Below are 24,151 nucleotides of genomic sequence, written 5' to 3' on the forward strand. Positions count from 1 at the left end.
GCATGCATGTGACATTCGGCCCACCCGAACAGAATTCGGGTGTTACGAACTAGAGCGGAAGCAGGTGGTGCTTGCGCGGGTTCTTGAACACCGTCTTGTCGCGCAGCAACGTCAGCGCCTTGCGGATCTCGAGGCGCGTGGTGTGCGGCTCGATCACCGCGTCGATGTAGCCGCGCTCGGCGGCGATGTACGGCGTCGCGATGTGCTCGTTGTAGAAGTTGATCAGCTGCTGGCGCACCGCGGGAGCGTTGTCACCGGCGGCCTCGATCTGGCGGCGACCGATCACCGCGACGGCACTCTCGGCACCCATCACCGCGATCCGGGCGGTGGGCCAGGCGAAGTTCACGTCGGCGCCGAGCTGCTTCGACCCCATCACCGCGTAGCCACCGCCGTAGGACTTGCGCACCACCACGGTCACCTTCGGTACCGACGCCTCGACGAACGAGAACAGGAACCGGCCGCCGCGCTTGATGACGCCGATCTTCTCCTGCTCCACACCCGGCAGGAAGCCCGGGGTGTCGACGACGAACACGAGCGGAATGTCGTACGCGTCGCACACCCGCACGAAGTGGGCGGCCTTGTCCGAGCTGGCGGCGTCGAGCGCCCCCGACAGGTACAGCGGCTGGTTGGCGACGACACCGACGGGCCGGCCGTCGACGCGGGCGAATCCGGTGATGATGTTCGGCGCGACCTGCGAGCGGATCTCGAAGAAGTCGCCGTCGTCGAAAATCTTGAGCAGGATGTCGTGCATGTCGTAGCCGGAGTTGTCGGCGTCGGGCATGAACGTGTCGAGCTCGAGATCGTCCTGCGTGATCTCCGGCTCGAGCCCCGGGTTGACGATCGGGGGCTTCTCCTGCGCGTTCGACGGCATGTAGCTCAGGTACTTGCGGGCCCACTCGAACGCGGCCTTCTCGTCCGGCGCGACGTGGTGCACGTTGCCGTACTCGGCCTGCTTGCGGGCGCTGCCGAGTTCCTCGAGGCTGACGTCCTCACCGGTGACGGACTTGATGACGTCCGGTCCGGTGACGAACATGTACGCCTCCTCGGTGGCGATGACCACGTCGGTGTTGATGGGGGCGTACACGGCGCCGCCGGCGCACTTGCCGAGGATGATCGACACCTGCGGGCACAGACCGGACAGCGGCTCGTGCCGCTTGCCCAGTTCGGCGTACCACGCCAGCGACGTCACGGCGTCCTGCACGCGGGCGCCGCCGGAGTCGTTGATGCCGACGACGGGGCAGCCGATCTTCAGCGCGAAGTCGAGGATCGCGGCGACCTTGCGGCCGAACATCTCGCCGACGCTGCCGCCGAATACGGTCTGGTCGTGCGAGAAGACCGCGACGGGCCGGCCCTCGACGGTGCCGTGACCGACGACGACACCGTCACCGTAGAGGGCGTCGTCGCGGCCGGGCGTCTTCATCAGCGCACCGATCTCGACGAAGCTGCCCGGGTCGAGCAGCATGTCGATGCGCTGCCGGGCACTGGGGATGCCCTTGGCGGCGCGCTTGGCGAGCGCGGCCTCCCCGGCCGGTTCCTTCGCGATCGCGAGATTCTTGCGCAGCTCGGCCAGCTTCCCGGCCGTCGTCGTGGTCACTACTCGATCAGCTCCTCGTGGCCTCGATGTCGGCCAGCTTGCGTGTCAGGTCGGCCCCCACCTTCCCGATGTACGGCTCGTCGACCACCTGGAGGTGGTCGCCGCCGACATGGATGACCTCCAGATTACGGACCGCCTCGCCCCAGCCGCCGTCGGGCTGCCGGGTTCCGAACGCGGGCTCGAGTTCGATGGCGTCGTCGTGGTAGCGGTCCGCCATGTACAGCACCACGTCGCCGTCGTACGGCTCGAGCTTCGCGGTCTGGATGGCCCGGTTGTCCAGCCACGACGTGCGCTGGTGCTCGATGATGCCGCCGGGGATCCTGGTACCGCTCATCCTGAGCAGGTCCATGAGGATGCGCACCTGGCCCTCGTCGTCCGTCGCGGCGAGCTTGTCGTACGGCAGCGGTGCGTCGACCCCGTACGTCTTCTTCGCGAACCTCGCGTACCGCTGCCAGCGCTTGGTGATCTCCTCCGGGGTGTCCTCGACCTTCTCCCCGGCCATGACCGTGTCGATGAGGCCGACGAGCCGCACGTCCTTGCCCTCCGCGCGCAGCAGCTTGGCGACCGCGTAGGCGAGCACACCGCCCAGCGACCAGCCGTACAGCACGTACGGACCGTCGCCCTGGATCTCCTTGATCTGCGGCAGATATTCCTGGGCGCGCTTCTCGATCGGGCCCTCGGTGCGTTCGAAGCCGTACATCGGGGTGCCCTCGGGCAGCCGGCGCAGCAGCGGTTCGTACACGACGGTGGAACCGCCGGCCGGGTGGAACACGAACACCGGGACGGCGTCCGACCCCTCGGGGCGCGGGCGCAGCGTACGGACGAGCCCGTCGATGCGGTCGGCGGACTCCAGGTGCCGGCGCACGCTCTCGGCGAGCTGCTCGATGGTCTCGGCGTCGAGCACGTCGTCGACGGTGATCTCGCCGTTCGCCCGCTCGGTCAGCCGGGCCGCGAGGCGCTCGGCCGTCTCGTCGTCGAGGATCGGCAGGGTGTTGAAGATGCCCTTCGCGGACTGTCCGGTGATCACGGCCCAGGTCGCGAACGTGAGTCGCTCGGCCGCGTCGCGCGGGGGCACGTCGGTGCCGGATGCCTCCGCAACCGCCTGCCGGTCGGTCACGTCGGTGGCCTTGTCGGCTTCGGTGCTCGCACCGGCCTCCGCGGCTTCAGCGGCCTCGGCTGCTTCGAGGATCGCCTCCGCCTCGTGCACCACCCCGGTGTCCTCCACGGCCGAGATCGGAGGCAGCTCGAGCGTCGTGTCCTCCCGCTCGGCGGTTTCGCGGTCGGCGGCCTGCTGTGCGGCGAGGGCGGCGACCTCCTCGCGGTTCTCCACGGCGTACCGCAGGTACTTCGCGACGTCGCGCAGGCTGGCGTCCTTCACCGCGGCGAGCTGCAGCTGCGGGATGTCGAACTCGTACTCGACGCGGTTCTTGATCCGCACCGCCATGAGCGAGTCCAGACCCAGTTCGATCAGCGGGATCTCGACGGGCAGGTCCTCGGGCGCGTAGCCCATCGACTCGGCGACGATCAGCGCCAGCCGATCCTCGAGGGTCTGCGACCCGGCCGGGTTCCACTTGTCGCCGAAGGTCTCGACCACCTCGGGAAGCGTCTCGACCGGCCCGCTGGACCGCTCGGCCGGCGCGGGCGCCGCGGCGGGCGCGGGCAGCGCTTCGCCGGAGGCCACGACCGCGTCGAACAGCAACCGGAACTCGCCGCTCGCCGCATCGCGCCCGTGCACGTGCAGCGACGCGCCGCCGGGGTGCCGGGTCAGGGTGGTGGTGAGGGTGCCGCTGGTGGGGACGTCGCCGTGCGGGACGGACGCGGTGAGGGTGACGTCGGCGAGCGTCTGCGACGCGGCGGCGACGACGAGCTCGCCCAGGTCGGTGACGGCGTCGGCGCGCACCTCCCACACGTGCCGGCCGTCGGGCAGCGCGACGTGCGCGCCGGGCACGCGGGCGTTGCCGCCGGTCCCGATGCGGGTCTCGAGCCAGAACGGCTTGCGCAGGAACACCGTCCGCGGCAGGTCCGCGTACTCGCCGGCCGGAAGCAGGCTGCGCAGGTCCACGGCGTGTCCGTGCACGTACAGCTGGGCGAGGGCGGTGAGCACGCCGAGCGGCTCGTCCTCCTTGCGCTTGAGGGTCTGGATCAGCTGGGTGTCGATCACGCCGGCGGCGTACGCCGTCGCGGCCACGGACATCAGCGCGACGGGGTTGGGTGCCAGCTCGACGAACGTGGTGTGCCCGTCGGTGACGGCGAGCTTGACCGCGTTGGTGAAGTACACGCTGTGCCGCAGGCCCTTGGTCCAGTACTCGACCTGGTGGATGGGGTCGTGGCCGGCGCGGTAGTGGGTGTCCTGGTCGACCGACGAGTACACGTCGACCTTCGGCTTGTGCGGCTCGATGCCGGCGAGTTCGGCGGCGAGCTCGCCGAGCAGCGGATCCACCTGCGAGGTGTGGCTCGCGCCCTTGGTCTGCAGGACGCGGGCGAGCTTCTCCTCCGACTCCGCCCGGGCGACGATCGCGTTGACCTCGTCCTGCGGGCCGCCGATGACGGTGTGCGTCGGCGCGGCGTAGACGCAGACCTCGAGGTGCGGGTAGTCGGTGAGGACCAGCTCGATCTCCGCGGCGCTGTACTCGACGAGCGCCATGAGCCGGATGTCGTCGCCCTCGAGCAGCGCCTCGGCCTCGCCCATCAGGCGGGAGCGGGCGCAGATGACGCGGACGGAGTCCTCGAGCGACAGACCGCCGGAGATGTACGCGGCCGCGGCCTCGCCCATGGAGTGGCCGACGACGGCGGACGGCTCGGCGCCGTGGTGGCGCAGCAGCTTCGCGAGGGCGACCTGGATGGTGAAGATGCCGACCTGCGAGGTCTCGACGTCGTAGTCCTGGCCGTCGTCGAGGAACTTCTCCTTCATGGAGTAGCCGGCCTCGTCCTCGATCAGCTCGTCGATCTCGTCGACGGCCGCGGCGAACACCGGGTTCTCGAGGTACAGCTGCTTGGCCATCTTGCGGTGCTGCGAGCCGAAACCGGACAGCACCCACACCGGCCCGTTGGCGGCGGGGGCGTCGGCGGAGAACACGCCCTGCGCGGGCTTGCCGGCGGCGACGGCGCGCAGCCCGGCGATGGCCTCGGCGCGCGTCTTCGCGATCACGACGGCGCGTGAGCGGCCGTGGTTGCGGCGGGAAAGGGTGCGAGCGATGTCGGCGAGCGGCGTGGTGCTGCCGGCCTCGGTCTCGAGCCAGTCGGCGAGGTCGGCGGCGGCCCGGCGACGACGCGACGGCATCGCCGCGGACACCGCGAGCAGCACCGGGTGTTCCTCGCCCTGCTCCGAGCGAATGTGCCCTTCAGCTCCTTCAGCCGACGGAACGATACGTTCGCTCGACTCCGCGTCCGTTTCGGGTCCGGTGTACTCGCGGACCACGACGTGCGCGTTGGTGCCGCCGAAGCCGAAGCCGGAGACGCCGGCGATCGCCTTGCCGGTGTAGCGCGGCCACTCGGCGCCCTCGGGGATGACCTTCAGGCGGGCCTGCTCGAACGGGATGTACGGGTTCGGCGCGGTGTAGTTCAGCGTCGCCGGCAGGTGGTTCTCCTGCATGGCGAGGACCACCTTGATCAGGCCCGCCGCGCCGGCGGCCGCCTCGAGGTGGCCGAAGTTGGTCTTCGCCGAGCCCAGCAGCACCGGCTTGTCGGCGTCGCGGCCGCGGCCGACGACGCGGCCGAGGGCGTCCGCCTCGATCGGGTCGCCGAGCACGGTTCCGGTGCCGTGGGCCTCGATGTAGTCGACGCCGGACGGCAGGATGCGCGCGTCCCGGTAGGCGCGGCGCAGCACGTCGACCTGGGCCTCCGGGTTCGGGGCCGCCAGGCCGTTGGAGCGGCCGTCCTGGTTGACGGCGGAACCGGCGATGACGGCGAGCACGGTGTCGCCGTCGCGTTCGGCGTCCTCGAGCCGCTTGAGCACGACGAGGCCGCCGCCCTCGGCGCGGACCATGCCGTCGGCGTCGGCCGAGAACGCCTTGATGCGGCCGTCGGGGGCCTGCACACCGAGCTGGTCGAAGCCGAGGGTCGCGGCGGGCGCGACGAGCATGTTCACGCCACCGGCCAGCGCCACGTCGGCGTCGCCGTCGCGCAGGGCGCGCACCGCCTGGTGCACGGCCACGAGCGACGACGAGCATGCGGTGTCCAGGGCGACGGACGGGCCACGGAAGTCGAAGAAGTACGAGACCCGGTTGGCCACGATCGACGTGGCCGTGCCGGTCAGGGCGTACGGGTGTGCGGCGGACGGGTCGCTCACCGCGAGGAGCTGGTAGTCGTTGGCGGAGCTGCCGATGAACACACCGACCGGGCGGCCCTTGAGGTCGCTGGCCGGGATGTGGGCGTGCTCGAGCGCCTCCCAGGTGAGTTCGAGGGCGAGGCGCTGCTGCGGGTCGACCATCTCGACCTCGCGCGGCGACATCGCGAAGAACTCGGCGTCGAAGCCCTTGACGTCGTCGAGGTAGCCGCCGCGGGTGTTGGCTGCGGCGATGGCCGACGAGATCTGCGGATCGTCGGCGAATTCGGACCAGCGGCCCTCGGGGAGGTCGGTGATGCCGTCGCGGCCCTGGGCGAGCAGCTCCCACATCTCCGCGGGGGTGCTCACGTGCCCGGGCAGCCGGGCGGCGAGACCGACGATCGCGACATCGTGCGTCCTGCCGGCCGGACCGGCGGCGTAGAAGGCGCTGTCGTCGCCCTCCGGAAGCTCGGGTTCGCCCTCGATGATGCGCGTGGCCAGCGACGCGATGGTGGGGTGCTGGTAGGCGATCGTGGCGGTGAGGGTGACGCCGAGCAGTTCCTCGACCTCGCCGCTGAGCGCCACGGCGTCGCGGGACGAGAGGCCGAACTCCTCCATCGGGCGATCGTCGGAGATCTGCGCCACCGGTTGCCCGGTAGCCTCGGCGATCCAGTTCCGCAGCCACTCGCGCAGCTGCGCGACGGTCATTTCAGTGTCAGCCATCAACCCACCACGCTACCCGGGAAAGAGAACAATTTTTATACGCTATCGGGGAATGCCTGCTGGGTGTAACCACCGCGCAGGGTTCCCTCGATGTAGGCGGCCTTGCAGGCGCGCCGCGCGATCTTGCCACTCGACGTGCGCGGGATCGACCCGGCAGGCACGAGCAGCACGTCGCGCGCGGTCACCCCGTGCCGTGCCGAGATCGCCGCGCGAACGGTGTCCGCGACGGGTTGCGGATCCGCCTTGCCCGCGCCGGGCGCCCGCTCGGCGACGATGACCAGCTGCTCCGAGGCGTCGTCGGGATCGAACTGCAGACCCGAGTGCGAATTCTCGAACACCACCTGCGGCAGCTGGTTGGCCGGCACGGCGAAGGCGGCGACGAAGCCGGGACGCAGCGCGGAGCTGGCCTCCTGCGCCGAGAACTCCAGGTCCTGCGGGTAGTGGTTGCGGCCGTCCACGATCACCAGGTCCTTGACGCGGCCGGTGATGTACAGCTCGCCGTCGACGTACACGCCGTAGTCGCCGGTGCGCAGCCAGTGGGCGTCCGCGGGCGTGCCCTCGGCGTGGCTGCTCGCGGGCAGGCGGTCGACGAGCTTGTTGTGGAAGGTCTCGTCGGTCTCCTGGGTGCGCCCCCAGTACCCGATGCCGATGTTCTCGCCGTGCAGCCAGATCTCGCCGACGTGCCCGTCCGGCACCTCGGTGGCGGTCTCCGCGTCGACGATCGCGGCCCACTGGCTGCGCGCGACGTAACCGCAGGAGACCTGCGCGATGGCGTTCGGCGCCTCCTTGTCGACCTTGACGATGCGGCCGGCGTTGAGCTCGTGACGGTCGACGTAGATGACCCGGGCCTCGTCGGTGTGCCGCGTGGACGAGACGAACAGCGTCGCCTCGGCCATGCCGTACGACGGCTTGATCGCGGTCTTCGGCAGGCCGTACGGCGCGAACGCGTCGTTGAACTTGCGCATCGAGGACGTGGTCACCGGCTCGCTGCCGTTGATCAGGCCGATCACGTTGCTCAGGTCGAGGGTCTCGCCCGGCTTGGGCAGGCCCCGCGCGGCGGCGTGCTCGAACGCGAAGTTCGGCGCGGCGGCGAACGTGCCGGCCCCGTCGGAGACGGCGGCGAGTTCCTTGATCCACCGGCCCGGCCGCTGCACGAAGGCGCGCGGGCTCATGATGGTGATGTACTTGCCACCGATCGCCGGCAGGATGACGGTGAGCAGGCCCATGTCGTGGAACAGCGGCAGCCACGTCACGCCGCGCGAACCCTCGTTGAGTTCGATGGAGTCGGCCATCTGGATGCAGTTGGTGAGCACACCGCGGTGGGTGATCTCCACGCCCGCGGGCACGCGCGTCGATCCGGAGGTGTACTGCAGGTAGGCGATGTCGTCGGTGCCGATGTGGGGCCGCGTCCACGAGCCGGCGACGGTGTCGGGGATCGCGTCGACCGCGATGATGCGGGGCCGCTCCGCCGCGGGCAGCGGCCGGAAGAACTGCCGGACCCCGGCCGCCGAGGAGGTGGCGGTGAGGATGGCGCTGGGCGTGCAGTCGCCGAGCACGGCGTGCAGCCGGTCGGTGTGGCCGGGCTCGTCGGGGTCGAACAGCGGGACGGCGATGGTGCCGGCATAGATGGCCGCGAAGAAGGAGACGACGTAGTCCAGGCCCTGCGGGGCGAGGATCGCGACGCGGTCACCGGGCTTGGTGACCTGCTGCAGCCGGGCCGCGATCGCGCGCAGGCGCACCCCGAACTGCTGCCAGGTCAGCTCGTGGACCTCGCCGTCACGTTCCCGCGAGTAATCGATGTAACGGTACGCAAGATCGTCGCCGTTCTCGGCGAAATGCTGCTCGAGGTGGTCGAGCAGAGTGTTGCCCTCGGGCAACACGATCTGTCCGTTCTCATCGATGAACTCTTCGAACCCGACGCTCATTCCTTCTCCCTGTCGAAGCGATCCCACAACCACTCGACATGGTTGCGCCCCGCACTTGTCTTCGCGCTAGCGGATCGTCGTACCTGTACAGCTCAACAGCATCCGGCCGTGCATCTCACGAATCTGTCCATCGATCCGAAATCACGATTATGTTACAGATCCGCATCGGTCATTCTCCCGCCAACAGCGGAATCACCGGTGCGAACGCCTCCATCTGGGTGGGGAAGACCCCCACGTAGGACATCCCGGTCTTCGCCCGCACGTTGCGGATCTGCTCGGCGATCTCCTCGTAGGAACCGATTGCGAGATATGGCGATTCGAGGATCTCGTCCACCGTGAGCTTGACGTCCACCTCGATGTTCGGGGGGAATCCCTGGTCGAGGGCGGCCAGCGCCATCTCGGCGGTCTGCTCGCGATCGTCCGTGACGAGAATCATCGTGATGGTCCAGTTCAGCTCGATGTCATCGAACCGATCCCCCGCCGCGCGACGGATCACGTCCACCCGCTCCACAGTCTTGTCCATCGTGATCCCCGACAGCAACAACCGGCCGTCGCGGTTCGTGGGAGTGGCCACCGAGATGATGTCGGCGTACTTCGCCGCCAGCGCGAGCATCTTCGGTCCCCCGCCGCCGACCGCGATGGGCGGTCGCGGGCCCTGGCGCGGCCGCGGGCTGCCCTTGAGGCCGTCGATGCGGTAGTGCTTGCCCTCGAAATTGCACTCCTGGCCGCGCAGGAGCACGTCCAGGATCTGCAGCGTCTCCTCGAGCTTCTCGATCCGGACGCCGGGGCGCTCGTAGGCGATGCCCGCCTTGTCGAACTCCTCCTTCATCCATCCCGCGCCGATCCCGAGTTCGAGCCGGCCGCCCGAGAGGACGTCGACGGTCGCGGCGTCCTTGGCCAGGATCGCGGGATGGCGGAAGCCGTTCGCGAGGACGGCGGTGCCGAGGCGGATCTTGTCGGTGGCGACGGCGAGCGCACCGAGCGCGGCGATGGGTCCGACCTGGTTGCCCAGGTGGTCCGGGATCATGAAGCTGTCGTAGCCGAGCTCCTCGGCCTTCTGCGCCAGCTTGACGAAGCGCCGGGCGCCGCCCTCCTCGGCGTTGCCCTCGCCACCCGCGGCGAAACGAAACTTCCGCGGTTGCGTGGCGGCCGAGCCGTCGGTGGCGCTCATCGAACCTCTTCTCGTGTGGCGGTGGTCGCGCGTCACCGACCCGGAGAGCTTCCCGGGTCAGGACCGAAGGTCGAGTCTAAGCGCCGACCGAGGAACGATTGTATCGGGTGGTGATCCCCGACACTACCGGCCGGTAACAACGGGGAGGGATCACTCCTCCGGTGGTTTCGGCGCCTCCTCGATCTTCTCGATCGCCCAGTTCGCCACCCACTGCGTCGCCGTCGTACCCGAATCGTCCACGACGAACGAGTTGTACAGGGCGTGCACGGGGTTGTTCGCGTACTCGAGCAACCGCGGCGCGCTGGCGAGCCAGTTGCCGGGGTTCAGCGCGTTCGGCGGCGCGTCGCAGATGCCGTCCGTCGGTGCACAGATGTCCACCACCTTGTCCTCGAGCTCCCCGAACCCGCCGGGCCGCGCGCCGGTCATGGTGATCCCCGGCAGCCGCAGTCCGTCCAGGGACAGCTCGGCGCCGACGCCCGCGACGGGCGGGCCGATCGTCTCGGCCGTGCCCGGGTCGCGACGGCCGTCGGCGATGAGCGCCACGCCGAGCACCCGATCCGCCGGAACCGGCCCGTCACCGGCGCCGATGCGCGCCGCGACGTCGCCCGCGATGACCGCACCCTGCGAGAAGCCGGTCAGGACGTAGTTGGTCAGCGGGCACTCGGCGAAGCGGCGCGCGAGGATGTCCTCCGTCGCCGCGGTGCCGGCGGTGCGGCTGTTGTTGTAGGACTGCTGCCCGTCCGGCGGGAGCGCCACCGGATTCGAGAACTGGGCGACGTACGGAACGGTGTACACGTCGGCACGCTGCGCGTCGAAGCGCTCCTGCAGCGGACGCGTGACGTTCAGCATCAGCGACAGCGGATTGAACGTCGGGTTGTACGGATCGTCCCAGGCCGCCGACTCCCACGTGCCCGGTACCGCCACCACCTGGACGTCCGGGCACGATGCGGGCTGCGCCTCCGGCTTCTCGGGCCCGAGGGGCCCCGGCGGCCCGGGCACCGGGAGCCGGCCCGCGAGGATGTACCAGAGCGCGAGCACGGCCGCCAGGACGACCAGGATCCCGAGGACGAGGATTCCCCGCCTCCGGCGTCGTTGCTTCGCTCGGGCCGTCATCATTGCCGCTCCTAGCAGAAGGTGTCGCGTGCGACGGTGATGTAGACGTCGGCGGTCGTCGCGGCGTCGGCCTCGGAGATCTCCTTGCCGGCGGCCGCGGCCTCGCTGCCCACCGATGCGGTCACGATCGTCTTGATCTCCTCGGGCGAGCTGCCCTGGGCGGTCGCGGCGCAGATGTAGTTGGCGGTGTTGATCGCGATGCTGCCGTCCGCGGCCGGCTCCACGCCCTGCTTCCGGAGCCCGTCCAGGAACGCCTGGCCGCGGTCGTCCACCGGCACCTCGGTCGGGCCCGGGAATCCGGGCTCGGTCTCCGGCTGCGCCGGCGGCGCGGTGGCGGCCTCGCCCGGGCTCGTGGTGGCCGTGCCGCCGGGGGCTGTGGTGGTCGCTTCGCCGGAGGTGGTCTCCGCGGCGGATGTCGAGGTGGTCGCCGACACGGACGTCGACGGGGTGCTCGTCGCCGTGGAATCGTCGCTACCGCAGGCGCCCAGGAGGGCGGCGGCGGCGAGCGCCGCGGCGCCGGCGCCCAGGACGCGGGTCAGGCTCGAACGGGTCCGTGCAGGCATGTGGTGGTGTCCTCGCATCCAATCGTCGGAAATGGGCAGTGCCCAGGCTACAGATGAGGATCGGGCGGTGACCGGACCCATGGGTCGCGGTCACCGCCCGATCCGGTGGTCGCGGGGCCGCCGTGGCGGCACCGGGTGTGCGAGGGCCGATCCTAGGGGCGGACGGTGGCCACGTTGTCGACGACCGTGACGAATCCGCCCTGGAAGTTCTGCTGGACACCGCCGGGGATGGGGAACTCGTCCCCGACGGGGAAGCCGAGGCGACCGTTCTCGTAACCGGCGCTCTTCCACGCGTCGAAGACCGGCCCGGTGCGGACCGACCACGCCCCGCTCAGCGGGCTCCAGTAGATGTTGCCGCCCTCGAACTCGTTGAACCGGCCACCGTCCTTGACGGGGATCTCGCTGGTCTTCGGGAACCCGAGCCAGCCGTTCTCGTAGCCGAGCTCGGCGTACTTGCCCATGATCATGCCCTGTACGGCGTGGGCCCCGAACGGCTCGCTCCAGTAGAGGGCGCCGATCTCGAAGCCCTGCACCACGCCGGGCTTGCCGGGGGTGGCGACCTCGTCGGCCACCGGGTAGCCCAGCGGGCCGCCCTCCCAGCCCTGCCGCGCCCACTCGTCGCGGATGGCGCCGCGCACGGCGTGCGCCCCGGTCTGCGGGGTCCAGTAGATCGAGCCCTGCTGGAAGTGGTTGAACCGGCCGCGGCCGTCGGGGGTGCCGCGTTCCTCCGTGGTCGGGTAGCCGAGCGGGCCCCCCGGGCCGCCCGCGGCCTGGTAGGCCCCGCCGATCGCACCCGCCACCGGGCGGGCCCCGCCGTCGGTGGAGGAGAAGATCCGGCCGAAGCGGAAGTCCTGGACGCGCCCGCCCGCGACGGCGTACTCCGGCGTGAGGCAGTCGCCGATCCAGGGACCGGCGGCCGCTGCGTCGCCGATCGCGCCGGCGGCGCTGCAGTTCGGCTTCGTGACCTCCACTCCGAGGGCGTTGGCCAGCTGCGGCCACAGCTGGTGCAGCTCGAACTCCCAGTACGGCCACGAGTGGGTGCCCGACGGCCGGTAGACCACCTGCGCAGGGATGCCGATCTTGTTGAGCTTGGTGGCGAACGCCTGCGAGGTGAGCCGCGACAGGATCTCGAGGCCCATGCCGGCGTAGTTCGTGCTCACGCCCGGGATACCCGACGGCTGGTCGTACGGGCCGGTGCTGCCGCTGCCACTGGAGACGTACAGGCTCACGCCCTCGAGCTTGTCCGCCAGCAGGTACGGATCGTGGGCGGCCCACTGCTCGCCGCCGGGGGTACCCCACATGGCCGACGAATCGAAGCCGCCGGCGTCCTGCATCGCGTACTGGATGGCCTGCGGCATGCCCAGGGTGGTGGTGGTGAGGATGCCGGAGAGCGACCCCGCGAACTTGAAGAAGCCGGGGTTGCGCGCGGGCAGGAACATCGCAGCGGTGCCGCCCATCGACAGGCCGACGACGCCGCGGTCCTTCGTGGTGCGCCAGTTGCCCTCGAGGATCGGCGGGAGCTCCTTGGTCAGGAACGTCTCCCACTGGTAGTTGCGCCCGTTGTTCTGGTCCATCCAGTCGGCGTAGAAGCTGGACTGCCCGCCCACCGGCAGCACCACGTTGACGTTCTTGTCCGCGAAGAAGGCCTCGGCGTCCGTCTCGATCGTCCAGCCGCTCTCGTCGTCGCGGGCGCGCAGGCCGTCGAGCATGTAGACGGCGGGGAACCGCGCCTCGGGTTCGATGTTCCAGTCCCGGGCGAGCAGCAGCTGCACCTGAATGGGGGTGCCCATGGCCGGCGAGTTCACCCACAGGGCCACGCGCCGGTCGGTCAGCCAGTCGACGCGCTGCACCGTGACCCCGGCCGGGGCCTGCACGGCGGTCGGCTCGCTGCGGTCCACCGGCTCCGCATACGCGGCCCCGGCCGCGAGAGTTCCGGCGACGAGGGGCGCGACGAGCGCGGCGGCGACCGCCCCGAGGACCCGCCGCCCCCGACGGGCACGCGGCGCCGGCTGCTGGGCGCGCACCGTTCGACGTCCGCCAAGCACTGTTCGCATCGGCATCGCTCACTTTCTGCGTTGCTGGGGCGTCGGCGGGCGACCGGGCCCCGCGTCTCGAAGACTGTTTCTACACGTGAACGGGCGCCGGGTGGGGGCGCCGCGCTGTGACGGGTGTGGTTTTTGTCAACGATCCGCGAAACGGCGCATGCCGCCCCTCGTCCCTCGCGGGTCGTGGGGCGGCATGCGTACCGTCAGTGTGCGCCGGGGAGTTCGGCGCGATCAGTAGGCGTTCAGTGCCTCGAGGATCTGGGGGCGAGCCTTCCACAGCTCCTCTTCCCAGTACTTCCAGGAGTGCGTGCCGCGCGCCGGGAAGTCGAAGCGGGCCTGGATGCCGAGGGTGGCCAGCTTGATCTGGAAGGCGCGGGTCTGGGCGAGCGCGAGCGCCTCGAGGCCCATGGCGTTGGCCGTGTTGTAGACACCGACCAGGCCCTGCGGGGTGTCGTGCTGGCCGGGCAGGCCGCTGGCGGCCGAGATGTACATCGACAGGCCGGCGAGCTTCGGCGCGAACACGAACGGGTCGTTGCGCAGCCACGCCGGGCTCCACGGCGGGCCCCACATCGAGTCGACGTTGAAGCGGCCGGCGTCGAGCATCGCGACGCGGATGGCCTCACGCATGCCCGGGGCCGACAGGTTCAGGTAGCCGGAGAGCGACGAGGCGAACTTGAACTGGTCGCGGTGGTAGGCCGCCAGGGTCAGCGCGGCGCTGCCGCCCATCGAGAGGCCGAGGATGCCGTTGTTGCTGCGCGAGACGCCGCGGGTGGCGAGGTAGTCCGGCAGCTTCTCCGTCAGGAACGTCTCCCACTTGTAGGTGACGTCCTGGCCGTTGAGATTGCTGGGCGCGTACCAGTCCGTGTAGAAGCTCGACTGGCCGCCGACCGGCATCACCAGGGTGACGTTGTCGTTGGCGAACTGGTCGCGGGCGTTGGTCTCGAAGCTCCAGGCGTTCGCGTCGTCGCGGGCACGCAGGCCGTCGAGCAGGTACAGCGCCGCGTCACCGCCGCGGGCGGCCCACTGGATCTGCACCTTGATCGGACCCATGTCGGAGTCGACGAAGACTTCCTCGAAACCGCCGGCCGGTGCCCGATGCGAGATCGGGGCGGCGGCTGCGGGAGCGGCGAGCGCGGCGGTGCTTCCGGCGACGCCGGCGGCAACCGGCAGAACGAGGGCTGCGGCACCCACGCCGAGCACGCGCCTGCGGAGGCGCTGCGACAACCTCGGGACAAAACGCATGAACAATGCTCTCTTTCTCGATCTGCGGCGTCCGCGTGCGCGTCCCCCGTCGGATACCGGCGGCGACGACCGAGCGGGCCGTCACAAGTCACACTGCGGTCAAGACTGTAAAGGACACCGTGAGCTCTGACAAACCCCCGGTAACCCAGGTCAACGAACCGTGTGTCGGCTTCGATATCGGCCTGCACCCCCGATGCGTTACACATCCGTTATCGACTGTGATCATACCGAGATACGCCCGGCGGACCGCACGGGCCCACCGGGGCGAAAACGACATCGATGTAATTCGCGGGCCGGACGACCGCGTCAGCCCCCGTCGCGCGGGGGCGGAAGCGCGAGGCCGCAGCGCTGGATCTCGTATTTCGGCACCCGGTCGAAGCGGTAGTCCGCATAGTCGAACGCGTTGCGGAAATTCCGCTTGAACAGTGGCCACGTCAGTTCCGCGCGGGAGGACGCGAGCAGTTCCTGCGTCTGCGGGCACGTCAGCGCCACCTGCGCCTGCGCCACCCAGTCCTCGTCCAGATAGGCCGGCAGCCACGGGTGCACGTCCACCATTCCCGTGTCGGCGACGACCCAGTCGGGGTAGAGCAGCTTGTCGTGCCCGATGCGCCCGTCCTCGAGCCGCTCGGTGTGCGCCGCCAGCGGGTACGCCAGCCCCATCTGGTCGAGCACCTGCACGTCGAGCCCGACGTTCATGCTGGTCATGCCGAGGTTGAGGAAGTAGACCGTGTGGCCGGCTCCGCCCGGCGGCACCGGCCCCGGCGGCGGCACGACGTCCCATGCGTCGAACGACGGTGTCGGCAGCAGCAGCCCGCCGTCGGGGGTGTTGGAGATCGCCTCGACCATCGCCCGCATGCGCGGGTAGTCGAGGTAGTCCTCGGCCCGGACGGGATGCAGGTGGCCCGTGTTGAGGGCGTAGAACGCCCGCTCGTCGACGATCCCGGAGCGGCCCACCACCGCACCCTCGGGCATGCCGGTGGTGTTCGCAGCGATCGCCGACCACACCACCACACCGAGCCACAGCACCCCCGCCGCCCCCGCGACGGCCGTCGCGCGAGTGCGGCCGATCTCGGCCCGCTGCGGAACCCGCAACGGAATCACGGCGACGGGAATGAGCAGACAGAACAACGGCGGCAGCAACACCCGGCCGTGCATGAAGTCGCCGCCGACGCGAAGGGCGTACAGCGTGAGCAACAATGCGGCGCCGAGCATGAAGACGACCACGGCCGCGGGGGTGCGCAGCGCGCGCTGTGCGCGCGCCGGAAAGGACCCGTCCCTGTGACGGAATTCACGTTTCGGCGCGTCCTGTTCGCGGGGTCCCCGGTACCGCCACGCGAGCGCGGCACCGAGCAGCAGGAGCAGCAGCGGCAGCCACAGCAGGTACGGGCTCACCAGGTTCCCGAGGTACTCGAAGCCCTGCGCCCACTTCGCCCCGCCCGCGTCCTTGGCCACCGCCGTGTTCGGATAGGGCAGACCGTAGTAGCCCATCCGCCAGATCTGATAGCCCACCGGCACGGCACCGGCCACCGCCACCACGGCGACCCGCACCCGCCACGTGAGTCCGGCCGCGAGGAACAGCATGAGCAGGGCCGGAAGAGCGAGAAGCGCCAGTTCGGGGCGCACGAGCGGCCCGAGACCGGCGACGAACGCCGTCGCCAGCACCGACGGGGTCGACGGCAACCCCGGCACCGTCGCCCACCGCACGAGCAGCAGCCACAGCAGGGCGATCCAGCAGATCACCAGCCCGCTCTCGAGTCCGGAGGTGGCGAAGTCCCGGGCCGGGGGCACCGCGATGTAGACGAACATGCCGGCGGGCACCAGCAGGAACGTGGCACCACTGCCCCGCAGCCGCCCCCGGTACAGCCGGCCAGTGCCGAGCATCGCCAGCACCACCGCCGCGGTCGACAGCACGAGCGCCGTGGCAAGCACCACGTACTCGAGCCGCACCCCGCTGAGCCGGCCCGCCGCGTACACGAGATACGTCCACAGGGTCGACGTGTTCGCCTCGACCCGGTCGCCGGCGTTGAACACCGGGCCGTTGCCGGCCAGCAGGTTGCGCACGGTGCGCAGCACGATCAGGCCGTCGTCGGCGATCCAGCGACGCTCCCACGCGCCCCAGAACATCAGCAGGGCCGTCAGCGCGACTCCGCCGGAGAACACCGCGGTCGGCACCCACGGCCGCATGCCGCCCCGGCCCGCCGGCCGGGGCCGGCGGGCCGGGGCGCCGAGATCCTCGTCGAGGTCAGAAGAGGTAGACAGCACCGCCGACCGCCCCGATCCAGGCCAGCGCGAGGAGTTGCAGCACCCGGTCCTTCAGGGCGATCTCCTCCGGTTCGCCGGCCTCCCCGCCGTCCACGTCGACCGCGTACCGCAGGATCGCGATCACGAACGGAATCATCGAGATCGCGAACCAGTTGGTGTCGTTGGCCTGGTCGCGCTCGAACGCCCACAGGCCGTAACAGATGACGACCGCCGTCGCCGACAGCGTCCACACGAACCGCAGGTAGGTGCCCGTGTAGTACTCGAGCGACTTGCGGATCTTCGCGCCGGTCCGCTCCGCGAGCCGCAGCTCCGCGTACCGCTTGCCGGCCGCCATGAACAGCGAGCCGAAGGCCATGATCAGCAGGAACCACTGCGACAGCAGGATCTCCGCGGCCACGCCACCGGCGATCGCCCGGATGAGGAACCCGGAGGAGACGATGGCGATGTCCAGCACCGGCTGGTGCTTGAGCCCGAAGCAGTAGGCCAGCTGGACGGTGATGTACACCGCCATCACCACCGCGAGCTGCCAGTTCGCCAGGAACGACAGGCCGATCGAGCCGACGAGCAGCACCACCGCCATGCCGTAGGCCAGGTTCACCGGCAGCACGCCGGCGGCGATCGGGCGGAACCGCTTCGTGGGATGGGCGCGGTCGGCCTCGACGTCCATCGCGTCGTTGACCAGGTAGATGCCCGACGCGGCCATGCAGAACACCACGAAGGCCAGGGCGACCGGGATCAGGACGTCCAGCTCGGTCGCCGAGCCGGCCGCGAGGGGCGCGGCCAGCACCAGCACGTTCTTCACCCACTGCCGGGGGCGAACCGCCTTGACGATGCCCTCGGCCAGATTCTTCGGAGGCGCCGCGACGGCTACCGGTTCCTCGCTCATCTCTCTCCAAACTTCTTCTCGGCCCGCACGACGGCCGCGGCGGACGCGGCGCCGAGCGCGGCGCCCGCCAGCACGTCCGTCGGATAGTGGACGCCGAGCACGAGGCGGGACAGCAACATCGGCGGGACCAACACCGCCGGTAAGGGTAGCCCGGTCAGCCGACCGAGCAGCACGGCAGCGGCCGTCGTCGAGGTGGCGTGCGAGGACGGGAAGCTGAGCCGGCTCGGGGTCGACACGTTGACCCGGATGGTCGGATCCACGGGCCGGGGACGCCGCACGACCCGCTTGACCACGATGGACGCAGCGTGGGCGCCCACGGCGCCGACCGCGACCCCGGCCCACCGCCGCCGGCGCGGGCGGTCGACCAGTGCGCCGACGCCGCCGATCACCGCCCAGCCGAGGGCGTGCTCACCGAAGTGCGACAGCCCACGGGCCGCGGCGATCGCTCCCGGCCGGGAGCCGACCGTGGCCTGCACGGCCTGCAGCACCTGGATCTCCGCCTCGGTGGTCGGCCATTCACGACTCGAAGACACGCTCCCACTCCTCCTTGCTCGTCAGGGCGGGAACCGCGGCCTGGTACTCGTTCTTCAACTCGGGGAACCTGCGTGCCAGCTCGCGGCGCAGCCGCACGGCCTCGGACAGCAGAGCCTGTGCCTGCCGAGGGTCGCGCTTACGGTAGACGACGCCGCGCCCGTCCGCGGTGGTCACGGTCACACCGTCCACCTGCGACAGCAGGAACCAGCGGGCGTCGAGGGTCGGCACGTTCAGCTGCGGACGCTGGTGGTGTTCTGGATGCGCCGGCCGCACGTTGTGCACCAGGCCCTTGGCGAGCCGCACCATCTTGCGCACCGCCCCGCGCGGCTCGCCGACCGCCCCGACCTCGGCGCCGGACGGCAGCGGCAGCTCGGTCGACGACGGCAGCACCACGGCGTCGGAGAACCGCTTGCGCAGCGCGTGCACCTCCCCGAGCGCGGTGGGCAGCAGTTCGAACAGGCGGTCCGGGCCGGCGAGGAAGTCCTCGATCGCCTTGTTCTGGATCGCCACCGTCGAGTACTCGAGGCACAGCAGGTGCTTGAGCGTGGCCTTGACGGTGTCGAGCACCAGGCCGCGTCCGTCGCCCGGCATGTGCAGGGCCGCCACGACGAGGCGGTTGCGCAGGTGGAAGTACGCCTGCCAGTCGATGGCGTCGTCCTTGTCGCTCCACGCCATGTGCCAGATCGCGACGCCCGGCATGGTGACGGTCGGGTAGCCGGCGGCGCGGGCCCGCAGCCCGTACTCGGCGTCGTCCCACTTGATGAACAGCGGCAGCGGCTGACCGATCTCCTCGGCCACCTGCCGCGGGATCATGCACATCCACCAGCCGTTGTAGTCGACGTCGATGCGCCGGTGCAGCAGACGAGACTGCTCGCGGTCGCGCAGCGGCTTGGTGGAGAAGTCGTGGTCGTACTCGACGTTCGGCGCGGCCGTCCACATGAAGTCGGCGCGGTTGATCACCTCGCCCATCGTGTGCAGGTGGCTGCGTTCCTGCAGGTTGAGCATCTGGCCGCCGACGAGCATCGGGCTCTTGGCGAACCGGGACAGCGCCAGCGCGCGCAGGACCGAGTCCGGTTCCAGCTCGATGTCGTCGTCCATGAACAGGATGTACGGGCAGTCGGTGGTCTTCAGCGCCTCGTACATGATGCGGCTGTAGCCGCCCGAACCGCCGAGGTTGCCCTGGTCGTGGATGGCGAGCCGGTCGCCGAGCGCGGCCGCCGCCGCGGTGAAACCGGGCTCGTCGCGAACCTTCCGGGTGCCCTGGTCCGGGATGATCACGGCGTCCACGACGTCGAGGACCAGCGGATCGGAGGCGAGGGCGACGAGGGCCTTCACGCAGTCCGTGGGGCGGTTGAAGGTGGGGATGCCCACGGCGACGGACGCCTCGCCGGGTGCCTCGACCGGCGCGTACCAGCCCGCCGAGCGCAGCGTGACGTCCGAGTCGGTGGTGATGTCGAACCAGATCCAGCCACCGTCCTCGAACGGGCCGAGATCGATCTCGAACTCGACCGTCGCGGCGTCGTCCCCGGCGGGGGCGCCGCCGGAGAACTCGCGGCCCTCGACGTGGATGCGGCTCGCGTCGGCCTTCGAGCGGTACACGTCGGCCCGGCCGTGGCCGGTGAGCTCGAGCCGCAGCACCACGGAGGTGAGCGTGCTCCACCGTCGCCAGTAGCTCGCCGGGAAGGCGTTGAAGTAGGTGCACATCGACACTTCGGACTCGGCGCCGATGTTCAGCGACGTCCGGCCGACGGCGTGCGCGCGCCGTGCGTTGGTCGGCGATTCCTCCAGGTAGAGGGTGCGCACGTCGAGCGGTTCACCCGGGCGCGGCAGGATCACCCGCTGCAGCAGTGCCCTGCCGAGCAGTTCGGATTCCGGCGCGACGGGCTCGGCCAGCTGGTGCCGGGCGCTCACGAGGCGTCCCCCGCCAGCGGCGTGCCCGACTCGAAGTACGGGAGGAGGGCGTTGTCGAACATGCTCAGCGCGCTCGCGATGGCCATGTGCATGTCGAGGTACTGGTAGGTGCCGAGCCGGCCGCCGAACAGCACCTTGTTCTCCGCGGCCTCCCGCTTGGCCCGCTCCCGGTAGGCCGAGAGCGTGGCCCGGTCCTCCGGGGTGTTGATCGGGTAGTACGGCTCGTCGTCGTTGCCGGCGAAGCGCGAGTACTCGCGCATGATCACCGTCTTGTCCGTGGGGTAGCCGTCCCGCTCGGGGTGGAAGTGCCGGAACTCGTGGATGCGGGTGTAGGGCACGTCGGCGTCGTTGTAGTTCATCACCGGGGTTCCCTGGAAGTCGCCGGTGGGCAGCACCTCGGTCTCGAAGTCGAGGGTGCGCCAGCCGAGGCGGCCCTCGGCGTAGTCGAAGTAGCGGTCGAGCGGCCCGGTGTAGACGACGGGGGCGCCGGGGCTCGCGGCGCGGATCTCGTCGCGCACCTCGAACCAGTCGGTGTCGAGCCGCACCTCGATCTTCTCGTCCTTCGCCATGTTCTCGAGCCACGCGGTGTAGCCGTCGACGGGCAGGCCCTCGTAGGTGTCGTTGAAGTACCGGTTGTCGAAGGTGTAGCGGACCGGCAGGCGGGTGATGTTGCCGGCGGGCAGTTCCTTCGGGTCGGTCTGCCACTGCTTGGCGGTGTAGTCGCGCACGAACGCCTCGTAGAGCGGCCGGCCGATCAGGGAGATGGCCTTCTCCTCGAGGTTCTGCGCCTCCGCGGTGTCGATCTCGGCGGCCTGCTCCTTGATCAGGGCACGCGCCTCCTCGGGGCTGAAGTACCGGCCGAAGAACTGGGACACCAGCCCGAGACCCATCGGGAACTGGTAGGCCTGGCCCTTGTGCATCGCGAACACGCGGTGCTGGTAGTTCGTGAAGTCGGTGAACTGGTTCACGTAGTCCCACACCCGCTTGTTGGAGGTGTGGAACAGGTGGGCGCCGTACTTGTGGATCTCGATGCCCGTCTCGGGCTCGGGCTCCGAGTAGGCGTTGCCGCCGAGGTGGTGGCGGCGCTCGACGACGAGAACGCGTTTGCCGAGTTGCGTGGCGGCACGCTCGGCGATCGTCAGTCCGAAGAACCCGGAGCCGACGACGATCAGGTCGTACTCACGGGTGGCAGGCTGGGGCGAGGGTGCAGCAGTCACGGAAGACCAGGGTAGGCGACCCGTGGGGCCGTGCGCGTTTCCGGTAGCGGGAGCGACCGGAAACGCGCACGGGTCAGGCCAGGTGGGCCCGCAGGGCGGACCGGACGAATTCCGCACCCGCCGGGCCGCCGTAGTTCGCGGCGAAGCGCTCGTCCGCGACGTACATCTCTGCCAGCCCCAGGACGTACTCCCGGTTCGGCTCCTCCCCGTGGCCCGGGGTACCGGGGATGCTGCCGAGCCACGCGACGTGGCGACGGGCCAGGTCCTGCCCCTCCGGGCCGGCCGGATCGAGACCGGCGGCCGCGGCGGCCGTCCAGTCCGCGCCCAGGCGGGCCGCGACGGACTTCCAGTCGTCGCGCTCGGCCTCGCTCATGCCACGCCACCAGCGGTCACTGCTGTCGTAGGCGTCCTGGCCCCAGCGTTCGATCACCTCGTCGCGGTACTGCGTGTGGTCGAATCCGTCGAACACTTCGTTCGCCATCAGTTCCTCTCCTCTCTCGGTTCTGCGGATGGTGGTGCGCACCGACTCGATCTGCCGGGCCAGCCGCCGCTGCTCGTGCTCGAGCAGTTCCAGATGCACGCGCAGCGCCGCGGTGGCGTCGCGATGGCCGTCGAGCACCTCGGCGACGGCCGGCAGTCCCAGGCCGAGGTCGCGCAGCAGCAGGATGCGCTGCAGCCGGACCAGGGCGTCGGCGTCGTAGAACCGCATGCCGCCCGGGCCGGTGCGGCTGGGCTCGAGCACGCCCACGTCGCCGTAGTGCCGCAGGGTGCGGCTGGTGACGCCGGCCGCGCGGGCCAGTTCCTGGATGGACCATTCGCCTTTCATCGCGGGCCTCTCTCGTCGGGCACGCCCAGGATGCGTCTTGACGTCGCGTCAACGTCAAGCCCGTTCGGATCCCGTTCGTCCGGATCGGCGCCTACGGTTTCCCTGGACGCTCCGGCCGGAAGGAGAAACGGTATGACGCTGATCGGCGGACTGCCCGCTCACCCGCTGCTCGTGCACGCGGTCGTCGTGCTGGTGCCTCTGGTGTCGACGGGGCTGATCCTGTGCGCGCTGTGGCCGGCCGCGCGCCGGCACCTCCTGTGGCCGGTCGTGGTGCTGGCGGCCGCGGCGCTGGTGCTGACGCCGCTCACCGCCGAGACCGGCGAGCAGCTCGCCGGCGCCCTGGGCGACACCCCGCTGATCGAGGCCCATGAGGAACTCGGCGAGACCATGACCCTCGTCGTCGCGCTGTTGTTCGCCGCGACGGCGCTGCTCGCGGGGGCGCACATGCTGCGCGGCCGCGGCGACGGCGGCGGGCGACGAGCCCTGACGGTCGTCGCGGCGGTGCTGGCCGTCGTCGCCGCGGTGGGCGCGACGGTGCAGACCGTCCGGGTCGGCGAGTCCGGCGCCGAGGCCGTGTGGACCGGCCGCGTGCCCCCCGCGACGGCCGACTGACGGAGAGATTCGACGCGCGTTCACCGCGGCGCCCGGCGCCGTTGCCGCACCCGTCGCCGCGTCCCGGCTCAATGAGAACGGTGCGCATCGTTCAGCTCGCCAACTTCTACGGCCCCCGGTCGGGCGGCCTGCGCACCGCGCTGCACCAGTGGGGCGGCGGGTACACCGCTCGGGGGCACGACGTCGCGCTGATCGTGCCCGGACCCCGTCGCGGCGAGGAACTGCTCGGCAACGGGGTCCTGCGGATCACCGTGCTGGCACCGGTCGTCCCGTGGACCGGCGGGTACCGGGTGGCCGACCCGCGGCGCGTCGCGGACGTGCTGCGCGGCCTGCGGCCCGACGCGGTGGAGGTGTCGGACCGGCTGACGCTGCGCGGATTCGGCCGGTGGGCGCGCCGGCGCGACGTGCGCAGCGTCGTCGTCTCCCACGAGCGGCTCGACCGCCTCCTCGGCCAGGTGCTGCCGGCGCCGGTCGCCCGGCGGGCCGCCGACCTGGCCAACCGGCGGATGGCCACCGACTACGACACGGTGGTGTGCACGACGGAATTCGCGAGCACGGAGTTCACCCGCATCGGCACGCCGAATCTGGTGCGGGTGCCGCTCGGCGTGGACCTGGACCGCTTCCACCCCGCCCGCCACGACCGCCGCCTGCGCGAGCGGCTCCTACCGGACTCGTCCCGGCTGCTGCTGCACTGCGGCCGGCTGTCCGTCGAGAAGAAGGCGGAGCGCAGCATCGACGCGGCGCGCCTGCTGCACCGGCGCGGGCACGACGTCCACCTGGTCGTCGCCGGCGACGGGCCGCGACGTCACGCCCTGGAGCACAAGGCGAAAGGGCTCCCGGTGACGTTCACCGGATTCATCGGCGACCCCGATCGGCTGGCCGCGCTGTTCGCCACCGCCGACGTCTCGCTGGCCCCGGGACCGCACGAGACGTTCTGCCTGTCGGCGCTCGAATCGCTGGCCGCCGGCACCCCGGTGGTGGCGTCGCGGTCGTCGGCGCTCACCGAGATCCTCACCCCCCAGTGCGGGGTACTGTCCGCCGACCGCGACGCGGCCTTCGCCGACGCGATCGACGAATTGCTGGGCGCCCCCGACCTTTTCCTGCGCCGCTCGGCGCGACGTCGTGCCGAGCAGTTCGGGTGGGCGACGTCGGTGGACAGGATGCTCGCGGTCCTCGGCGACCCCGGGCACCCGGCCGGAACCCTGCGGTAGGCCGGCCGGACGAGATCGCCGCCAGCGCAGCCCCACCCGTCCACACGCCGGC

General features: G+C 70.7%; 16 protein-coding genes. 2 read left to right on the forward strand and 14 right to left on the reverse strand.

The window, feature by feature from the left end; translation table 11 throughout:
* Positions 1-49: 49 nt before the first annotated feature.
* The 14 genes from JYA75_RS02750 to JYA75_RS02815 form a co-directional block, all read right to left on the reverse strand.
* Positions 50-1,594: an acyl-CoA carboxylase subunit beta gene (locus JYA75_RS02750; RefSeq protein WP_006941932.1), complete on the reverse strand. Its 1,545-nt coding sequence runs from the start codon at positions 1,592-1,594 to the stop codon at positions 50-52.
* Between the two features lie 7 nt (positions 1,595-1,601).
* A complete protein-coding gene (pks13, locus tag JYA75_RS02755; RefSeq protein ID WP_185713550.1) occupies positions 1,602-6,566 on the reverse strand; it encodes a polyketide synthase Pks13 in 4,965 nt (1,654 codons plus the stop codon).
* Between the two features lie 50 nt (positions 6,567-6,616).
* On the reverse strand, positions 6,617-8,506 hold the full coding sequence (gene fadD32 / locus JYA75_RS02760) for a long-chain-fatty-acid--AMP ligase FadD32 (protein WP_006941930.1): 1,890 nt from the start codon (positions 8,504-8,506) through the stop codon (positions 6,617-6,619).
* 169 nt (positions 8,507-8,675) lie between these two features.
* The gene (locus tag JYA75_RS02765) at positions 8,676-9,677 is read right to left on the reverse strand and encodes an LLM class F420-dependent oxidoreductase (RefSeq protein ID WP_029547031.1); all 1,002 of its coding nucleotides are present in this window, start codon (positions 9,675-9,677) and stop codon (positions 8,676-8,678) included.
* A gap of 150 nt (positions 9,678-9,827) precedes the next feature.
* The gene (locus JYA75_RS02770) at positions 9,828-10,790 is read right to left on the reverse strand and encodes a cutinase family protein (RefSeq protein ID WP_043801822.1); all 963 of its coding nucleotides are present in this window, start codon (positions 10,788-10,790) and stop codon (positions 9,828-9,830) included.
* A gap of 11 nt (positions 10,791-10,801) precedes the next feature.
* Complete coding sequence (locus JYA75_RS02775) at positions 10,802-11,353, reverse strand: DUF732 domain-containing protein (RefSeq protein WP_185713454.1); 552 nt, start codon at positions 11,351-11,353, stop codon at positions 10,802-10,804.
* Positions 11,354-11,505: 152 nt separating this feature from the next.
* Positions 11,506-13,413 (reverse strand): alpha/beta hydrolase-fold protein, encoded by a 1,908-nt coding sequence (locus JYA75_RS02780; protein WP_221776167.1) that lies wholly within the window; start codon positions 13,411-13,413, stop codon positions 11,506-11,508.
* Between the two features lie 216 nt (positions 13,414-13,629).
* Positions 13,630-14,640 (reverse strand): alpha/beta hydrolase family protein, encoded by a 1,011-nt coding sequence (locus tag JYA75_RS02785; protein WP_029547027.1) that lies wholly within the window; start codon positions 14,638-14,640, stop codon positions 13,630-13,632.
* Between the two features lie 306 nt (positions 14,641-14,946).
* Positions 14,947-16,824: a flagellar motor control protein ZomB gene (gene zomB, locus JYA75_RS02790; RefSeq protein WP_044476001.1), complete on the reverse strand. Its 1,878-nt coding sequence runs from the start codon at positions 16,822-16,824 to the stop codon at positions 14,947-14,949.
* A 58-nt stretch (positions 16,825-16,882) separates the two neighbouring features.
* Positions 16,883-17,788 carry a decaprenyl-phosphate phosphoribosyltransferase gene (locus tag JYA75_RS02795; RefSeq protein ID WP_006937150.1) on the reverse strand — a complete coding sequence of 302 codons (906 nt, stop codon included), beginning with the start codon at positions 17,786-17,788 and terminating at the stop codon, positions 16,883-16,885.
* Entirely contained in the window at positions 17,785-18,321 is a 537-nt protein-coding gene (locus JYA75_RS02800) for a phosphatase PAP2 family protein (RefSeq protein WP_006937153.1), read from the reverse strand. Before JYA75_RS02800 ends, JYA75_RS02795 begins: the two co-directional genes overlap by 4 nt.
* On the reverse strand, positions 18,305-20,233 hold the full coding sequence (locus tag JYA75_RS02805; RefSeq protein ID WP_006937154.1) for a glycosyltransferase: 1,929 nt from the start codon (positions 20,231-20,233) through the stop codon (positions 18,305-18,307). Before JYA75_RS02805 ends, JYA75_RS02800 begins: the two co-directional genes overlap by 17 nt.
* A complete protein-coding gene (glf, locus tag JYA75_RS02810) occupies positions 20,230-21,450 on the reverse strand; it encodes a UDP-galactopyranose mutase (RefSeq protein WP_006937155.1) in 1,221 nt (406 codons plus the stop codon). Before glf ends, JYA75_RS02805 begins: the two co-directional genes overlap by 4 nt.
* Positions 21,451-21,523: 73 nt before the next feature.
* Positions 21,524-22,276 carry a MerR family transcriptional regulator gene (locus tag JYA75_RS02815; protein ID WP_006937156.1) on the reverse strand — a complete coding sequence of 251 codons (753 nt, stop codon included), beginning with the start codon at positions 22,274-22,276 and terminating at the stop codon, positions 21,524-21,526.
* A gap of 132 nt (positions 22,277-22,408) precedes the next feature.
* Between JYA75_RS02815 and JYA75_RS02820 the strand changes: the two genes are divergently transcribed.
* On the forward strand, positions 22,409-22,888 hold the full coding sequence (locus tag JYA75_RS02820) for a DUF2231 domain-containing protein (protein WP_161994934.1): 480 nt from the start codon (positions 22,409-22,411) through the stop codon (positions 22,886-22,888).
* 80 nt (positions 22,889-22,968) lie between these two features.
* A complete protein-coding gene (locus tag JYA75_RS02825; RefSeq protein ID WP_185713453.1) occupies positions 22,969-24,099 on the forward strand; it encodes a glycosyltransferase in 1,131 nt (376 codons plus the stop codon).
* Positions 24,100-24,151 lie beyond the last annotated feature (52 nt).

Source organism: Rhodococcus sp. PSBB066 (assembly GCF_017068255.1).
Taxonomy (GTDB): Bacteria; Actinomycetota; Actinomycetes; order Mycobacteriales; family Mycobacteriaceae; genus Rhodococcus; species Rhodococcus aetherivorans.